We start from the raw sequence: 17,638 nt of genomic DNA on the forward strand, positions 1-17,638 counted from the left end.
CGGGCCTAGGCTGCTTCCACGACTTCCGATTTCTTCCGCGAGGACTTAATTCATGGCTGGCAAGGCAAGCTTCAACTGGATCGATCCACTGCTGCTGGATCAACAGCTCACCGAAGAAGAGCGCATGGTGCGTGACAGTGCTGAGCAATTCGCCCAGGACAAGCTGGCGCCACGTGTGCTCGAAGCCTTCCGCCATGAAAAGACCGACCCTGCGATTTTCCGCGAGATGGGCGAGACCGGTCTGCTCGGCGCGATGATTCCCGAGCAGTACGGTGGCGGTGGCTTGAATTACGTCAGTTATGGGTTGATTGCGCGTGAGGTGGAGCGTGTCGACTCGGGCTATCGTTCGATGATGAGTGTGCAGTCGTCACTGGTCATGGTGCCGATCAATGAATTCGGCACCGAGGCGCAGAAGCAGAAGTACCTGCCGAAGTTGGCATCCGGTGAGTGGATCGGTTGTTTTGGTCTGACAGAGCCTAACCACGGTTCCGACCCTGGCGCGATGATCACTCGCGCCCGCAAGGTGGAGGGTGGCTACAGCCTGACGGGCGCAAAGATGTGGATCACCAATAGCCCGATCGCAGATGTGTTTGTGGTGTGGGGCAAGGACGATGCTGGAGACATCCGTGGTTTTGTCCTGGAGAAAGGCTGGAAGGGGCTGAGCGCTCCGGCGATTCACGGTAAGGTCGGGCTGCGCGCCTCCATTACTGGTGAAATCGTCATGGACAACGTGTTCGTGCCGGAAGAGAACATCTTCCCGGACGTGCGCGGCTTGAAGGGGCCTTTCACTTGCCTTAACTCTGCACGCTATGGCATCTCCTGGGGTGCGTTGGGGGCAGCCGAGTTCTGCTGGCACACCGCTCGCCAGTACACGCTTGATCGCCAACAGTTCGGCCGTCCGTTGGCGGCGACTCAGTTGATCCAGAAGAAGCTGGCAGACATGCAGACCGAGATCACCTTGGCTCTGCAGGGCTGCCTGCGCCTGGGGCGCATGAAGGACGAAGGTACGGCGGCGGTTGAGATCACTTCGATCATGAAGCGTAACTCGTGCGGCAAATCCCTGGATATCGCACGCATGGCCCGGGACATGTTGGGCGGCAATGGTATTTCCGACGAGTTTGGGGTGGCGCGTCATCTGGTCAACCTCGAGGTGGTCAATACCTATGAGGGGACTCATGACGTGCACGCCTTGATTCTGGGGCGCGCGCAGACCGGTCTTCAGGCGTTCTATTAATAGGAGCACGGCATGGGCGCGCTTTCGCATCTGCGGGTGCTGGATTTATCGCGAGTACTGGCGGGCCCCTGGTCCGGGCAGATCCTTGCGGACCTTGGGGCTGAGGTGATCAAGGTCGAGCGGCCGGGCAGCGGCGATGACACGCGCGCTTGGGGGCCACCCTTCCTTAAGGATGCCTATGGTGAGAACACCAGTGAGGCGGCTTATTACCTGTCGGCCAATCGCAACAAGGAGTCGGTGACAATCGACTTCACGCGGCCTGAGGGGCAGGCGCTGGTGCGTGAGCTGGCGGCCAAGTCGGACATCCTGATCGAGAACTTCAAGGTGGGTGGTCTCGCGGCTTACGGGCTGGACTATGAATCGCTCAAGGAGATCAACCCGGAGTTGATCTACTGCTCGATTACAGGGTTTGGACAGACGGGCCCCTATGCGTCGCGTGCTGGTTATGACTTTATGATTCAGGGTTTGGGCGGGCTTATGAGTCTGACTGGTCGTCCGGAGGGAGGAGACGGTGCAGGGCCGGTGAAAGTGGGGGTGGCACTGACTGATATCCTCACGGGGCTTTACTCGACCGTGGCGATATTGGCGGCACTGGCTCATCGGGATCATGATGGAGGCGGGCAACATATCGATATGGCATTGCTGGATGTTCAGGTGGCATGCCTGGCCAACCAGGCGATGAATTACCTGACGACAGGTGTGCCACCAAAGCGCCTGGGTAACGCCCATCCGAATATCGTGCCTTATCAGGACTTTCCTACGGCCGATGGCGACTTCATCCTGACGGTGGGTAATGACGGGCAGTTCCGCAAGTTTGCTGAAGTGGCTGGGCAGCCGCAGTGGGCAGATGATCCGCGCTTCTGTACTAATAAGGTGCGGGTGGCCAATCGGGCGGAGCTGATTCCTCTGATACGTCAGGCTACGGTGTTCAAGACGACGGCCGAGTGGGTGTCGCAGCTAGAGCAGGTGGGTGTGCCTTGTGGGCCTATCAATGACCTGGCGCAGGTGTTTGCCGATCCTCAGGTGAAAGCGCGTGGGCTGGCGATGGCGCTGCCTCATGCATTGGCAGGAATGGTGCCTCAGGTTGCCAGCCCGATACGGCTGTCCAAGACGCCGGTGGAATACCGTAGTGCGCCTCCGCTGCTGGGAGAGCATACGGCCAAGGTGCTTAAGGAGGTCTTGGGGTTGGGAGTGGCGAATGTGGCCGCATTGAAGGCGGCGGGCGTCATCTGAATCTTGTCTTCTATATAGAGGGTGTTTACGGCTATTTATTGGTGGTTTTTTAATCAACTCTAACTAATTGATAGAAAAGCAAAATTAAGGGTTGACGGCAGATTCTGGAAGTCTATAATTCGCCCCACTTCCGGCGCAGTCGAAACGTAAAACTCCTTGGTAAACAAAGAGTTACGCAGAATTCGACAGCGGCTTGCTTCAGTTCATCGAAGCCCAGAAGGAGTTGGTAGAGCAAAGTGGTTTGGCTCTATTAACGTTTCGATCCTCTCGGTCGAAAGCGGAGAAAAAGAGGTGTTGACAGCAGCGTGTAACGCTGTAGAATTCGCCTCCCGCTAACGAGAGATCGGAAGCGCAAGTGGTTGAAGTTGTTGAAGAAATCTTCGAAAACTTCTGAAAATAATCACTTGACAGCAAATGAGGCTGCTGTAGAATGCGCGCCTCGGTTGAGACGAAAGATCTTAACCAACCGCTCTTTAACAACTGAATCAAGCAATTCGTGTGGGTGCTTGTGGAGTCAGACTGATAGTCAACAAGATTATCAGCATCACAAGTTGCTCCGCGAGAAATCAAAGATGTAACCAACGATTGCTGAGCCAAGTTTAGGGTTTCTTAAAAACCCAAAGATGTTTGAACTGAAGAGTTTGATCATGGCTCAGATTGAACGCTGGCGGCAGGCCTAACACATGCAAGTCGAGCGGTAGAGAGAAGCTTGCTTCTCTTGAGAGCGGCGGACGGGTGAGTAATGCCTAGGAATCTGCCTGGTAGTGGGGGATAACGTTCGGAAACGAACGCTAATACCGCATACGTCCTACGGGAGAAAGCAGGGGACCTTCGGGCCTTGCGCTATCAGATGAGCCTAGGTCGGATTAGCTAGTTGGTGAGGTAATGGCTCACCAAGGCGACGATCCGTAACTGGTCTGAGAGGATGATCAGTCACACTGGAACTGAGACACGGTCCAGACTCCTACGGGAGGCAGCAGTGGGGAATATTGGACAATGGGCGAAAGCCTGATCCAGCCATGCCGCGTGTGTGAAGAAGGTCTTCGGATTGTAAAGCACTTTAAGTTGGGAGGAAGGGCAGTTACCTAATACGTGATTGTTTTGACGTTACCGACAGAATAAGCACCGGCTAACTCTGTGCCAGCAGCCGCGGTAATACAGAGGGTGCAAGCGTTAATCGGAATTACTGGGCGTAAAGCGCGCGTAGGTGGTTTGTTAAGTTGGATGTGAAATCCCCGGGCTCAACCTGGGAACTGCATTCAAAACTGACTGACTAGAGTATGGTAGAGGGTGGTGGAATTTCCTGTGTAGCGGTGAAATGCGTAGATATAGGAAGGAACACCAGTGGCGAAGGCGACCACCTGGACTAATACTGACACTGAGGTGCGAAAGCGTGGGGAGCAAACAGGATTAGATACCCTGGTAGTCCACGCCGTAAACGATGTCAACTAGCCGTTGGAAGCCTTGAGCTTTTAGTGGCGCAGCTAACGCATTAAGTTGACCGCCTGGGGAGTACGGCCGCAAGGTTAAAACTCAAATGAATTGACGGGGGCCCGCACAAGCGGTGGAGCATGTGGTTTAATTCGAAGCAACGCGAAGAACCTTACCAGGCCTTGACATCCAATGAACTTTCTAGAGATAGATTGGTGCCTTCGGGAACATTGAGACAGGTGCTGCATGGCTGTCGTCAGCTCGTGTCGTGAGATGTTGGGTTAAGTCCCGTAACGAGCGCAACCCTTGTCCTTAGTTACCAGCACGCAATGGTGGGCACTCTAAGGAGACTGCCGGTGACAAACCGGAGGAAGGTGGGGATGACGTCAAGTCATCATGGCCCTTACGGCCTGGGCTACACACGTGCTACAATGGTCGGTACAGAGGGTTGCCAAGCCGCGAGGTGGAGCTAATCCCATAAAACCGATCGTAGTCCGGATCGCAGTCTGCAACTCGACTGCGTGAAGTCGGAATCGCTAGTAATCGCGAATCAGAATGTCGCGGTGAATACGTTCCCGGGCCTTGTACACACCGCCCGTCACACCATGGGAGTGGGTTGCACCAGAAGTAGCTAGTCTAACCTTCGGGAGGACGGTTACCACGGTGTGATTCATGACTGGGGTGAAGTCGTAACAAGGTAGCCGTAGGGGAACCTGCGGCTGGATCACCTCCTTAATCGACGACATCAGCTGCTCCATAAGTTCCCACACGAATTGCTTGATTCATTGAAGAAGACGATAAAGAAGCAGCCCGAAATTGGGTCTGTAGCTCAGTTGGTTAGAGCGCACCCCTGATAAGGGTGAGGTCGGCAGTTCGAATCTGCCCAGACCCACCAATTTTGTGTGGGAAACGCCTGTAGAAATACGGGGCCATAGCTCAGCTGGGAGAGCGCCTGCCTTGCACGCAGGAGGTCAACGGTTCGATCCCGTTTGGCTCCACCACTACTGCTTCTGACGTATGAAAGCTTAGAAATGAGCATTCCATCCAGGTGATGGTGAATGTTGATTTCTAGTCTTTGATTAGATCGTTCTTTAAAAATTTGGGTATGTGATAGAAAGATAGACTGAACGTTACTTTCACTGGTAACGGATCAGGCTAAGGTAAAATTTGTGAGTTCTCTTAATTGAGAAATTCGAATTTTCGGCGAATGTCGTCTTCACAGTATAACCAGATTGCTTGGGGTTATATGGTCAAGTGAAGAAGCGCATACGGTGGATGCCTTGGCAGTCAGAGGCGATGAAAGACGTGGTAGCCTGCGAAAAGCTTCGGGGAGTCGGCAAACAGACTTTGATCCGGAGATGTCTGAATGGGGGAACCCAGCCATCATAAGATGGTTATCTTGTACTGAATACATAGGTGCAAGAGGCGAACCAGGGGAACTGAAACATCTAAGTACCCTGAGGAAAAGAAATCAACCGAGATTCCCTTAGTAGTGGCGAGCGAACGGGGACTAGCCCTTAAGTGGCTTTGAGATTAGCGGAACGCTCTGGAAAGTGCGGCCATAGTGGGTGATAGCCCTGTACGCGAAAATCTCTTAGTCATGAAATCGAGTAGGACGGAGCACGAGAAACTTTGTCTGAATATGGGGGGACCATCCTCCAAGGCTAAATACTACTGACTGACCGATAGTGAACTAGTACCGTGAGGGAAAGGCGAAAAGAACCCCGGAGAGGGGAGTGAAATAGATCCTGAAACCGTATGCGTACAAGCAGTGGGAGCAGACTTTGTTCTGTGACTGCGTACCTTTTGTATAATGGGTCAGCGACTTATTTTCAGTGGCGAGCTTAACCGAATAGGGGAGGCGTAGCGAAAGCGAGTCTTAATAGGGCGTCTAGTCGCTGGGAATAGACCCGAAACCGGGCGATCTATCCATGGGCAGGTTGAAGGTTGGGTAACACTAACTGGAGGACCGAACCGACTACCGTTGAAAAGTTAGCGGATGACCTGTGGATCGGAGTGAAAGGCTAATCAAGCTCGGAGATAGCTGGTTCTCCTCGAAAGCTATTTAGGTAGCGCCTCATGTATCACTGTAGGGGGTAGAGCACTGTTTCGGCTAGGGGGTCATCCCGACTTACCAAACCGATGCAAACTCCGAATACCTACAAGTGCCGAGCATGGGAGACACACGGCGGGTGCTAACGTCCGTCGTGAAAAGGGAAACAACCCAGACCGTCAGCTAAGGTCCCAAAGTTATGGTTAAGTGGGAAACGATGTGGGAAGGCTTAGACAGCTAGGAGGTTGGCTTAGAAGCAGCCACCCTTTAAAGAAAGCGTAATAGCTCACTAGTCGAGTCGGCCTGCGCGGAAGATGTAACGGGGCTCAAACCATACACCGAAGCTACGGGTATCACGTAAGTGATGCGGTAGAGGAGCGTTCTGTAAGCCTGTGAAGGTGAGTTGAGAAGCTTGCTGGAGGTATCAGAAGTGCGAATGCTGACATGAGTAACGACAATGGGTGTGAAAAACACCCACGCCGAAAGACCAAGGTTTCCTGCGCAACGTTAATCGACGCAGGGTTAGTCGGTCCCTAAGGCGAGGCTGAAAAGCGTAGTCGATGGAAAACAGGTTAATATTCCTGTACTTCTGGTTATTGCGATGGAGGGACGGAGAAGGCTAGGCCAGCTTGGCGTTGGTTGTCCAAGTTTAAGGTGGTAGGCTGAGATCTTAGGTAAATCCGGGATCTTAAGGCCGAGAGCTGATGACGAGTTACCTTTTAGGTGACGAAGTGGTTGATGCCATGCTTCCAAGAAAAGCTTCTAAGCTTCAGGTAACCAGGAACCGTACCCCAAACCGACACAGGTGGTTGGGTAGAGAATACCAAGGCGCTTGAGAGAACTCGGGTGAAGGAACTAGGCAAAATGGCACCGTAACTTCGGGAGAAGGTGCGCCGGTGAGGGTGAAGGACTTGCTCCGTAAGCTCATGCCGGTCGAAGATACCAGGCCGCTGCGACTGTTTATTAAAAACACAGCACTCTGCAAACACGAAAGTGGACGTATAGGGTGTGACGCCTGCCCGGTGCCGGAAGGTTAATTGATGGGGTTAGCTAACGCGAAGCTCTTGATCGAAGCCCCGGTAAACGGCGGCCGTAACTATAACGGTCCTAAGGTAGCGAAATTCCTTGTCGGGTAAGTTCCGACCTGCACGAATGGCGTAACGATGGCGGCGCTGTCTCCACCCGAGACTCAGTGAAATTGAAATCGCTGTGAAGATGCAGTGTATCCGCGGCTAGACGGAAAGACCCCGTGAACCTTTACTATAGCTTTGCACTGGACTTTGAATTTGCTTGTGTAGGATAGGTGGGAGGCTTTGAAGCGTGGACGCCAGTTCGCGTGGAGCCATCCTTGAAATACCACCCTGGCAACTTTGAGGTTCTAACTCAGGTCCGTTATCCGGATCGAGGACAGTGTATGGTGGGTAGTTTGACTGGGGCGGTCTCCTCCTAAAGAGTAACGGAGGAGTACGAAGGTGCGCTCAGACCGGTCGGAAATCGGTCGTAGAGTATAAAGGCAAAAGCGCGCTTGACTGCGAGACAGACACGTCGAGCAGGTACGAAAGTAGGTCTTAGTGATCCGGTGGTTCTGTATGGAAGGGCCATCGCTCAACGGATAAAAGGTACTCCGGGGATAACAGGCTGATACCGCCCAAGAGTTCATATCGACGGCGGTGTTTGGCACCTCGATGTCGGCTCATCACATCCTGGGGCTGAAGCCGGTCCCAAGGGTATGGCTGTTCGCCATTTAAAGTGGTACGCGAGCTGGGTTTAGAACGTCGTGAGACAGTTCGGTCCCTATCTGCCGTGGACGTTTGAGATTTGAGAGGGGCTGCTCCTAGTACGAGAGGACCGGAGTGGACGAACCTCTGGTGTTCCGGTTGTCACGCCAGTGGCATTGCCGGGTAGCTATGTTCGGAATAGATAACCGCTGAAAGCATCTAAGCGGGAAACTAGCCTCAAGATGAGATCTCACTGGAACCTTGAGTTCCCTGAAGGGCCGTCGAAGACTACGACGTTGATAGGTTGGGTGTGTAAGCGCTGTGAGGCGTTGAGCTAACCAATACTAATTGCCCGTGAGGCTTGACCATATAACACCCAAGCAATTTGACCACTCTAACGAGCATCAGATTGCGGTGTGTGAAGACGAAAATGAACCGAAAGTTCGACGCTCACAAAGCACCGAAAGCTGTCACATACCCAATTTGCTGAAGCGAGGCTTAGGCCGCGACTCAGTACCCGAATTTCTTGACGACCATAGAGCATTGGAACCACCTGATCCCATCCCGAACTCAGTAGTGAAACGATGCATCGCCGATGGTAGTGTGGGGTTTCCCCATGTGAGAGTAGGTCATCGTCAAGATTAAATTCCAGAACCCCTGATTGCTAATGCAGTCAGGGGTTTTGTTTATGTAGAAGTCCATGAATTTCACCGGCACGTTGCTAACCCAACGGTCCGGTACACAGAATTTCTTGACGACCATAGAGCATTGGAACCACCTGATCCCATCCCGAACTCAGCAGTGAAACGATGCATCGCCGATGGTAGTGTGGGGTTTCCCCATGTGAGAGTAGGTCATCGTCAAGATTGAATTCCGAAACCCCTGTCTGCGCTAGCAGACAGGGGTTTTGTCGCTTGGGGCTATAAGTCACCACAACTTGTAGTTTCCTCACACATGTCTACCGCTGGTCAGTTTCCTGCTTAAAAATCAGAAACGTCTCACAATTTCCTAAGCTTTGCCGCGGCTTGGCCGAAAGCCTGACGAGCCATGCGTGCACCGAAATAGAGCGGCCCGAGAAGCTGCCTATACCGTTACATGGAATGTTCCACTCGGCACGCTCACCCCCCTTTGGCAAAAGAAGTCGATGAAATGAATCTCAAGTTCAGTCATAAAATTCTGTTGGCCGCGTCAGGCGTCGTGGTTCTGGCCTTCGCGTTATTCACCCTCTACAACGACTACCTGCAGCGCAGCACGATCAAGCAGAACCTGGAGTCGTCCATCCAGCAATCCGGTGAACTCACTGCCAGCAGTGTGCAGAACTGGCTTAGTGGCCGAATATTGGTACTCGAAAGCCTTACGCAAAACGTTGCTCACCAAGGCAGTAGTGCCGACCTTCCTGGCCTGGTTGATCAGCCGGCGTTAACTGATAACTTCCAGTTCACCTATGTTGGCCAAACCAACGGTGTGTTTACCCAACGTCCTGACGCAAAAATGCCCGATGGCTACGACCCACGTCAGCGTCCCTGGTACAAACAGGCAGTAGCTGCAGATAAACCGATGCTTACGCCACCCTATATGGCAGCGGTGGGTGGGCAGATCGTGACCATCGCCATGCCGGTGAAAAAGGACGGCGAGTTGCTTGGTGTGGTCGGCGGTGACCTGAGCCTGCAGACCTTGGTGAAGATCATCAACTCGGTGGATTTTGGCGGCATTGGCCATGCGTTCCTGGTCAGTGGCGACGGGCAAGTTATCGTCAGTCCCGATCAGGACCAGGTGATGAAAAACCTCAAGGACATCTACCCCGGCACCCAAGTGCGCATTGAGAAGGTCAGTCAGGACGTCGTTCTCAATGGCCAGGACCGAATCTTGTCATTCACCCCTATCAGCGGCTTGCCAGGCGCGGATTGGTATATCGGCCTGTCGATTGATAAAGACAAAGCCTACGCACCGCTGGGCAAATTCCGGACATCTGCGTTGATTGCCATGTTGATTGCCGTGGTTGCGATTGCCGTGCTCCTGAGCTTGCTGATTCAAGTTTTGCTGCGACCCCTGACCACTATGGGCGTGGCGATGCAGGATATCGCCCAAGGCGAGGGTGACCTGACCCGTCGTCTGGCGGTCACTAGCAACGACGAGTTTGGCGAAGTCGGCAGTGCGTTCAATCAGTTCGTAGAGCGCATCCATGCGTCGATTTCGGAAGTGTCCTCGGCTACGCGCCAGGTGCATGACTTGTCCCAGCGTGTGATGGCTTCGTCCAATGCCTCTATCGTCGGTTCCGACGAGCAAAGCGCGCGCACTAACAGCGTCGCCGCAGCGATCAATGAACTGGGTGCCGCCACCCAGGAAATCGCGCGCAACGCCGCCGATGCGTCACAACACGCCAGTGGTGCCAGCGAGCAGGCCGACGATGGCCGCAAAGTGGTCGAGCAGACCATCCTTGCCATGTCGGAGTTGTCGCAGAAGATCAGCTTGTCCTGCACCCAGATTGAAACCCTGAACGCCAGCACCGACAACATCGGTCACATCCTTGATGTGATCAAAGGCATCTCCCAGCAAACCAACTTGCTGGCGCTTAACGCTGCCATCGAGGCGGCCCGTGCTGGTGAGGCCGGACGAGGCTTTGCGGTGGTCGCCGACGAGGTACGTAACCTGGCTCACCGCACCCAGGAGTCGGCCGAGGAGATCCACAAAATGATCACTTCGCTGCAAGTGGGCTCGCGTGAAGCGGTGACTACCATGAATGCCAGCCAGGCCTCCAGCGAGGAAAGCGTAGAGGTCGCGAACCAGGCCGGTGAGCGCCTGGTCAGTGTGACCCAGCGAATCGTTGAGATCGACGGCATGAACCAGTCCGTCGCCGCAGCCACTGAAGAACAGACGGCCGTGGTGGAAACCCTCAATGTGGACATCAACCAGATCAACTTGCTGAACCAGCAGGGCGTGGCCAATCTCAATGAAACCCTGAAGGATTGCGATGCCCTGTCGCAGCAGGCCAATCGTTTGAAGCAGCTGGTCGATAGCTTCAAGATCTGACCCGCTGATTCATCGGCAGGGGCGCATCGCGTCGCTCCTGCCGCTTAGCTGAGCATTCGGCGGACATTGTCCAGGGCGCTGCTGGCGAAGTTTTGCACAAACTGTTCGAACCCTGTGTTCGCCGTCTCTGCGGGCTCTGCAATAATTGTCCACATCACCTTGGAGCGCTCCGCTTCAAGTGCTTCCACTTGGATCGCCGCCCACAGTCTGGCCACACCCAGGGTGTTGTAGATCGTGGTCCAGGTCATATGCATAGCCTGTTCGTCCCGGCTATTGAGTTGCTCCACTACACAATTGCCATCGCGGAAGAATTTTGTCCGCAAGGCGCCCACGCCTGAGCCCATCATTTCGATATGGCTCAAGTCCGGAATGAACATATCGAAGCCGGCAAATCGCCCCACCATGTCCCACAGGCGAGAGGCGGAGCAGTTGACCACAACAGACGCCACTATCGGCAGGCCACTCGGGTTGCGGATTAACGTATCGGGTTGCAGCAGTTTCATGAGGTTGTCCTGGAGTATTCAAAGAAAGCCGATGGCCTTGAGGTAATTGCAGCCTTTGCTCAACAGTGCCGTGTCCTTTGCGGGGTAGTGTTCACCCATCTGCTGGACACCTAGTCGCGCGTTGTCGTAACGAATCATTGAAGTGTCCCCGATGTCTTCGTCGAGGCGGTCGAGGTAAAAACCGAGCACGCCAAACAGTGCGTTGTCCTGGCTTACCGTTCGCAGCGCCTGCTGCCATTGAGCGATGCCCACTCGCTTGAAGCGATGGCCCGCCCGACTGAACGCATCCAGGTAGTGCGCCCAGCTCAACGGTTGTGGGTTATGCAGGTTGAACACACTCCGGCTGGCGTGAAAGCGGGTGCTGTGGAATGCAATGAAGCGAGCCAGAAAGTCCACCGGCATCAGGTCGAAGTTCAGCGCCAACCTGGGCAGAAGTCCCAGCTGCAGTGACCCCTTGAGCATCAGCATCAGGCGATTTTTTTGCGGCTGGCACGCACCGCTCTGGCTGTTGAAGCTGATATTGCCGGGACGATGGATATTCACCCAGGCACCGCGCGCCACCGCATGCCCCAATTGCCGCTCCGCAACCCATTTGGACAGGTTGTAGCCATTCTTGATGTACAGCGGCAGCGTGGTAGAGGCGGGTGCTTCGAGGATATAGCCCTGCGAGTCAACACTGCTCGAGGCCGACAGTGTCGAGACAAAGTTGAAGACCTTCTTGCGGTGGGTTTCACACAAGCGCAGGCATTCGCGTATGGGGTCAACGTTGTCCCGCGCCAGTGATGCATAGTCCATCACGTGATTGACCCGCGCCGCGTTATGGACCAGTACGCCGAAGTCTCTGGCGAGAGACTCATGCACAACGTCAGCCAGGCCCAATCGAGGTTGGCTGATATCGGCCGCATATACCTTCACTCGGCTCAGGTCCACATGCTCCAGGCGGTATTCATGTAACGCCTGGATGAGTCGTGACATTGGCGACCGCCCCGGTTCCTCACGTACCAGGCACGCCACCTCGGTTGCCCCAGCAGCCAGCAATGCTTCGACGATATGGATACCCACAAAACTGTTGGCTCCGGTCACGATGACTTTGTGCGGATCACCTGCACGGTCCTCGGGCAACGTGTCGAGTACCCACTCCGATTGAGCATCACCGGCCGCCCAGCCGGATCCTGCATCGGGTCGTTCACCGTTCTCCACCAGCGTTGCGAGCGTACGAATCGTCGGCACTTCAATAAAATGGCTCAACACAAAGCTACGGCCGAACTGCTCGCGTACGCGCAGCAGCAACGTCGATAGCAAAATCGAATGCCCGCCGAGATCAAAGAAGCTCTGGTCAATAGACAGATTACCTGCGGGCACCGCCAGCAACTCGCTCCACAAGCGGGACAACCGAACGTGAAGCGGAGTTTTTGCGGCACTGCCGACAGCTTGCAACGCAGACCGAACCGGTAGTGCCAGCAATGCCTGCCGGTCGACTTTTCCATTGACGGAGCACGGCAGGTGGGGCAACACCTCCCAGAAGCCCGGCTGCATGTAGTCTGGCAGCCACTGCCGTGCATGGTGCTTCAGAGCGGCCACGCTCGCGTGTGGTTCAGGCTGGGCGACGTAGCTGCGGATCCTGCTGTCCCGGTCGATTACTACCGCCACCTGGCGATACAGCCGACTATCGCGCAGACACTGCTCAATCTCCTGCGGCTCGACCCGAAAACTGCGGATTTTCACTTGGTCATCGCGCCGCCCACCCAGCACTATCCCGTCGGCGGTCCACCGTGCCAGGTCGCCACTGCGATAGGCCCGCAGTGGCGGAGCTCCTGGTACTGCCAGTTCCACGAAAGGACTGGCAGGCGGCTGCGATGTGCCCACATACCCCAGGCTGACTCCGGGGCCGACAATGTACACCTCACCCGTTACCTCTTCATCCACCGGTTGCAGCGTGTCATCGAGGATCAGCACCTGGCTGTTGGCGATGGGGTAGCCGAGGTTACGGTTGCAGTCACCGGGGTGCAGTGTCCGCTGGGTAATCAGCACCGTGGTCTCCGTAGGGCCGTACAGGTTGTGAAACCGGCACTGCCCTGCCAGGCGTTCGATGACATGGGGTTCGCACACATCGCCGCCTGTCAGCAGGTGCGTCAGGCCCAATGGTTGATCAAGCGGCAGGATGCTCAACAGCGCAGGCGGCAAAAAGGCATGGGTGACGCGCTGCAGGTGGAGCAAACCCATCAGTTGCTCAGGGGCGTGCCGTTGCTCGGCACTGGGTACGATCAATTCGGCACCCGCTATCAGGGCAGGGAAAATATCGATCAGCGATGAGTCGAAGCTCAACGGCGAAAACTGCAGGACTCGGCTCTGGTCATCCAGGTTCATAAAGGACCTGAACCAGGCCGTGAAATGCGCCAGGTTTGCCTGGCTGAGCAGCACGCCCCTGGGTTGGCCTGTGGAGCCCGATGTAAATAGCGTCATGCAGGCCGCATCGGGGTGAGGGCGAGCTGGCATCAATGCAAGCGTGAGGTCGACATGCCGAAGGTCAAGACGGGTGACATCCAGTGCAGTGAAGTGCCCTCGCAAAGGATGTTGGCCGGCGTCCAGCAACACACGCGCCCCTGCGGTCTCGAGCATGACTTGATGGCGTTGTGGCGGGTGGTCCGGGCTCAGCGGCAGATACACCGCCCCACAGCCCAGCACCGCAAGGATACTGGCGTACAACTCGATGGATTTTTCAAGGCACACGCCAACCACGGGCGGGGGCTGCGTATTGCCCAACAAGGGGTTTAACTGTTGCTGGATCGTGAGGGCCTGTACGTGCAGCTCGCGGTAAGTCACTACGCTACCGGCGATCCTCAGCGCCGGTCGATCCGCGAACCTATGGAGACTGGCCTGCACCCTTTCGATCACGGGCACTTGGGCTTCGCGCATTACAGCGGGGTCTTCGGTACGGTTGAATCGATGGACAAATGCCAGCGCATCAAGCGCGTCCAACCCGTGCTCTGGCCAGTCATTGGCACCGGTACTCTCGGAGGAATACCCAGGGTCCCGTGAGAAACGACTGACGTGCAGCCCGACCCATTCCACCAGTGCGTGGCTCACTTGCTGGCGCAACCGTTGTCCGTTGCCCGTTGGCTCTTCGGCGATGTCCAGGATTCCCGACAAGCGCCGGTTGGCCCTATAGGCGCGCAACTGCAGCGCGGGCAGTCCGCAGTCGGATACCGGGCCAACGCCCAGGCGCAGGCTCAACGCCGGGGTTGGGTCTGCCGGGTCCCGCAGCGGCTGACGTCCGTCGTCTATCCACAGGTCGGCGCCTTCATCGCTCGAGACATGCCCATGCTGTTCCAGCTCCCGTCTGATGGCGTCCAAGGCGCTGCTGGCACCGGAAAATCCGATTGTCAGGCGCTTCATGTCGCGTCCCCGGGCATCGGTAAATAGTCTTTCAACGCGTGCACCACACTCGGCGTCTGCAGCAAACCGCTGTGTTGCAGGAAGCCAAGGATATTGCTCAACAGCGGGTGCCGGCGGGTGATGGGGAAGGTGAGCGCGGCGATTTCATTGCGGAACGCGTTGCGCAGGCTGGCGTCGATATCGAGGTGTTCGATCAAGTGAAGGTCAAAGTCTTTTTGCAGATCGTTCGTCAGGTACTGAGCCAGGAACGCCGGCAGTACCTTGGCAATACTGTCGCGATCGTCCGCGTTCGCGGCTTGCCAATACAGGCGTACAAGTCGCGTCCAGAATTGCGCGTGGCGGCCTTCATCAAACAGGTGGTCGGCCATCAAGCCACGGATGGAGGCTTTGACACTGCTGTCCTTGGAGAATGCCGCTACATCATGGGTCACCGTGTTTTCGGCGATGGCCACGGCAATCAGTTCTATTGCACCGTGCAGATGGGCTGGCACCTGAGCTTGTGCTGTCGGCAGTGCGCGGCTCAATTCGATTTGCTTGGGTAGCTCCAGCGGTTGTATGCCGGTCATGGCCACGGTTTGCTGCAGGAAATCCAATGCGACCAGCGCGTGGTAGTCCTCGTCCACAACGATCGTCATCGCATCAACGCGGCAGGCCAGCGGGAAGGGGATCGAGAAGCGGTTCTTGGCAATACTGCGCGCAGTCTTGTCGACGATCTCGGTCTCGAATATCACCACGTCGTTGATGAACTTGTAGAAGCTCTGCACCAGCACGAAATCGCGCCACTGCGGGCAGTGTTCGAGAAAGGTCGCGCTGAGTACCAAAGGCTGGCGGCACAGTGGGTAGATCAGCTTGTCATCGTTTTCCAGTAAGCGGCGAGGACGTGTACGGATGGTTGCACGCCGCTCCCAGTCGTCAGCAATAGATGTGTAGTCGCCGGTGTTCATGGACGCACCTCTTGCAATGAGGCCTGAATCTCATCCCAGAGCGCGCTACGGCCTTCCATGGCGGCAAGGGCTGCCTCGTGGGCCTGATGCGCGTACGCCGGGTCAGCGCTGGCGAGGCGTTCGAGCAGCTGCTCGGCGGCCGGCCCATGGTCCCGGGCGTCCATCTCGATGTGACGCTTGAGGTAGGCGCACAAGGTAGGCGCCTGGCGGTGGATGAGTTCGTTGGATTGCAGGATGCGCTGGAACATTGCCGGGATGACATGCTCGCGTCCGTGCAGGAAGGTTGCAGCCACACAGTGGGTCGGTGCATTCAGCGCGAGGTTCAAGGTGTCGCTGACGAAGCGAACCACGCCAGGAAGAACCTCGACTTCCTGTAAGGCAGCGTGTGCTTCCAGGCCTTGGCGTAGCAGTGTAATAAAGTGGTTGATAGACGCCGTGTTGGCGCCCACCTCTGCCATCGCCTCCAAGTAAAGTTCGAAGTGGCTGCAATAACCTTTCGCGGGATGTTCGTCTGACTCCTCGCCTAATACGATCTCGTTGATCAGACGTGCGGCCTGCGGGTCTGACGGTGGCAGCCAAGGCAGACGCGTACAGGTCAGATCCTGTTGCAGGCGTTTGGCGAGGGTCATGAAGTCCCAGACTGCAAATACATGGCTTTCCATGAAAAGTTGTAACTTTCGTAAGGAAGTTATTTCTGAAAATAACGAATGACTACATAATTGCAGTTTTGCTGTTTCAAGTAACGGTTGATGCATGGTTGATGCCTATGAGTTGTTGCGTCTGCTGTGTAAACAGCGATAAATTTCTTGTGGTTGGCAGGGGCTCAGCTGTTGTTAAACGGCTGCTGGCGCGCGGGATCGCTGAATGTGAAGGATGTCGGGGCTGTTAATAAAATATGATAAGCGGGTTAAACAAGTTGGCGAACATACAAATATGTTAGAAGTTTTTCTAAATAATATTAATGTAAGTTGGGTTCTTTGTTGTAAGTGGGAAGTTTCCTGGGGGCGAGGCGCTAACCGTGAGTCAGGACGCCCCGCCACAGGGAAGGTCGGGGCAGTAGAGCCGTGTGCCTTATTGCGTATCTTTGTTGCCTTGGGCGTCCAGGCCACTGAGGTACGCCGTGATCACTTCCATGCCTCGCATCAAGTGATTGCGCAGCGTCAGGATGCTTTCCTGGGTTTTCTTCTTGGCCACCAGGCTCAGCAGTTCGCGGTGGTCTTCCTGGGACGTTTCGCCCAGCCCCATGGCTTCAAGGTTGTAACGCAGGAAACGTTCCTCTTCGTTCAAACCGTGCTCCACCAATTTGAGTAGCCGCTGGTTCGGGGCCCTGCCATATAAGGCCATGTGAAACAGTCGATTGAGGCGGCCCATTTCGGCGTAGTCTTTTTCCTGTTCAAGAGCACAGATGATGGCGTCCGCCTCGGCAATATCGGCCTCGGTGAGTAAAGGAATCGACAAGCGCAGCGCTTCAGACTCCAGGAGCATTCGCAGTTCATAGGTTTCGGCCGAGTTATCCTCGATCAAGGGTGCAACCACGGCGCCTTTGTGCGTTACCACATGCAGCAGTGATTGGGCTTCCAACTGGCGCAAGGCTTCCCGCACCGGCATGCGGCTGACGCCGAACAGGCTGGCCAGTTCCTGTTGGCGCATGGCGGTACCGCAGGGCAATCGACCATCCAGGATGGCGTTGCGCAAGGTTTCTTCAATCACGGAACGAGCAAGATGCGCGGGAATAGGACCGCTTATCTTGATGCTGTTTAAAGGGTTCGGCTTCTGCGTCACGGTTACGCTATCCTCCTTTTTTCTAATTGGGTGGCTAATTGGATCCAATGCACACTAGAGACTGCCCATAAGCTTGTCAAACGAGCACGGTTTCGGCTTGTAAGCGGTTCAACATCATGCTCCCAGCGCCCACAGCCGGCATTTATGGCGTCTTACGCAACCAGGTTCATTGAGCCTGCTCCAGCAGTTATCAATAGCAACAGCCTCAGCTATGGACTCAACACTTCACCGTTGCAGTTTATTCCCCAGGTGCCAGGGGGTATGAATTCTCATGGCACTTTCCCGTATATAGATATTCATTATCAGTATTTAAA

Annotated in this window: 8 protein-coding genes, 2 tRNA genes and 4 rRNA genes; 9 read left to right on the forward strand and 5 right to left on the reverse strand. The window is 55.4% G+C overall.

All coding sequences use genetic code 11. The features are described 5' to 3' along the window. Positions 1–52: 52 nt before the first annotated feature. From ACZ445_RS00570 to ACZ445_RS00610, 9 genes are all read left to right on the forward strand, one after another. Positions 53–1,234, forward strand: coding sequence for an acyl-CoA dehydrogenase (locus ACZ445_RS00570; protein WP_464707898.1), 1,182 nt, complete (start codon positions 53–55; stop codon positions 1,232–1,234). A gap of 12 nt (positions 1,235–1,246) precedes the next feature. Further along, positions 1,247–2,467 (forward strand): CaiB/BaiF CoA transferase family protein, encoded by a 1,221-nt coding sequence (locus ACZ445_RS00575; protein ID WP_058424456.1) that lies wholly within the window; start codon positions 1,247–1,249, stop codon positions 2,465–2,467. Between the two features lie 629 nt (positions 2,468–3,096). Continuing rightward, positions 3,097–4,633: ribosomal RNA gene (locus ACZ445_RS00580) — 16S ribosomal RNA — on the forward strand. Between the two features lie 83 nt (positions 4,634–4,716). Next, positions 4,717–4,793, forward strand: a tRNA-Ile gene (locus tag ACZ445_RS00585). 30 nt (positions 4,794–4,823) lie between these two features. Further along, positions 4,824–4,899 (forward strand) — tRNA-Ala (locus ACZ445_RS00590). 247 nt (positions 4,900–5,146) lie between these two features. After that, positions 5,147–8,038 (forward strand): 23S ribosomal RNA (locus ACZ445_RS00595). Positions 8,039–8,194: 156 nt separating this feature from the next. Further along, positions 8,195–8,310 (forward strand): 5S ribosomal RNA (rrf, locus tag ACZ445_RS00600). Between the two features lie 109 nt (positions 8,311–8,419). Next, positions 8,420–8,535, forward strand: a 5S ribosomal RNA gene (rrf, locus tag ACZ445_RS00605). The 16S, 23S and 5S rRNA genes sit together here with 2 tRNA genes alongside, the layout of an rRNA operon. Positions 8,536–8,818: 283 nt before the next feature. After that, positions 8,819–10,699, forward strand: a complete 1,881-nt coding sequence (locus tag ACZ445_RS00610) for a methyl-accepting chemotaxis protein (RefSeq protein ID WP_058425827.1) — start codon at positions 8,819–8,821, stop codon at positions 10,697–10,699. A gap of 44 nt (positions 10,700–10,743) precedes the next feature. Here ACZ445_RS00610 and ACZ445_RS00615 read toward each other — a convergent pair whose 3' ends face one another. From ACZ445_RS00615 to ACZ445_RS00635, 5 genes are all read right to left on the reverse strand, one after another. Further along, positions 10,744–11,202: an SRPBCC family protein gene (locus tag ACZ445_RS00615; protein ID WP_179029412.1), complete on the reverse strand. Its 459-nt coding sequence runs from the start codon at positions 11,200–11,202 to the stop codon at positions 10,744–10,746. A gap of 18 nt (positions 11,203–11,220) precedes the next feature. Continuing rightward, positions 11,221–14,598 (reverse strand): amino acid adenylation domain-containing protein, encoded by a 3,378-nt coding sequence (locus ACZ445_RS00620; RefSeq protein WP_310864197.1) that lies wholly within the window; start codon positions 14,596–14,598, stop codon positions 11,221–11,223. Continuing rightward, positions 14,595–15,542: a diiron oxygenase gene (locus ACZ445_RS00625; RefSeq protein WP_464707900.1), complete on the reverse strand. Its 948-nt coding sequence runs from the start codon at positions 15,540–15,542 to the stop codon at positions 14,595–14,597. Before ACZ445_RS00625 ends, ACZ445_RS00620 begins: the two co-directional genes overlap by 4 nt. Next, entirely contained in the window at positions 15,539–16,297 is a 759-nt protein-coding gene (locus ACZ445_RS00630; RefSeq protein WP_058425823.1) for a DUF3050 domain-containing protein, read from the reverse strand. The genes ACZ445_RS00625 and ACZ445_RS00630 overlap by 4 nt, the downstream gene beginning before the upstream one ends. A 316-nt stretch (positions 16,298–16,613) precedes the next feature. Continuing rightward, positions 16,614–17,324: a GntR family transcriptional regulator gene (locus ACZ445_RS00635; protein WP_058425822.1), complete on the reverse strand. Its 711-nt coding sequence runs from the start codon at positions 17,322–17,324 to the stop codon at positions 16,614–16,616. Between the last annotated feature and the right edge of the window lie 314 nt (positions 17,325–17,638).

Source organism: Pseudomonas allii, assembly GCF_055380095.1.

Bases quoted from the DNA above. Each gene is read 5' to 3' on its own strand.
- ACZ445_RS00610 (WP_058425827.1), top strand. From the start codon at position 8,819: ATGAATCTCAAGTTCAGTCATAAAATTCTGTTGGCCGCGTCAGGCGTC.
- ACZ445_RS00625 (WP_464707900.1), bottom strand. From the start codon at position 15,542: ATGAACACCGGCGACTACACATCTATTGCTGACGACTGGGAGCGGCGT.
- ACZ445_RS00630 (WP_058425823.1), bottom strand. From the start codon at position 16,297: ATGCATCAACCGTTACTTGAAACAGCAAAACTGCAATTATGTAGTCAT.
- ACZ445_RS00575 (WP_058424456.1), top strand. From the start codon at position 1,247: ATGGGCGCGCTTTCGCATCTGCGGGTGCTGGATTTATCGCGAGTACTG.
- ACZ445_RS00570 (WP_464707898.1), top strand. From the start codon at position 53: ATGGCTGGCAAGGCAAGCTTCAACTGGATCGATCCACTGCTGCTGGAT.
- ACZ445_RS00620 (WP_310864197.1), bottom strand. From the start codon at position 14,598: ATGAAGCGCCTGACAATCGGATTTTCCGGTGCCAGCAGCGCCTTGGAC.
- ACZ445_RS00615 (WP_179029412.1), bottom strand. From the start codon at position 11,202: ATGAAACTGCTGCAACCCGATACGTTAATCCGCAACCCGAGTGGCCTG.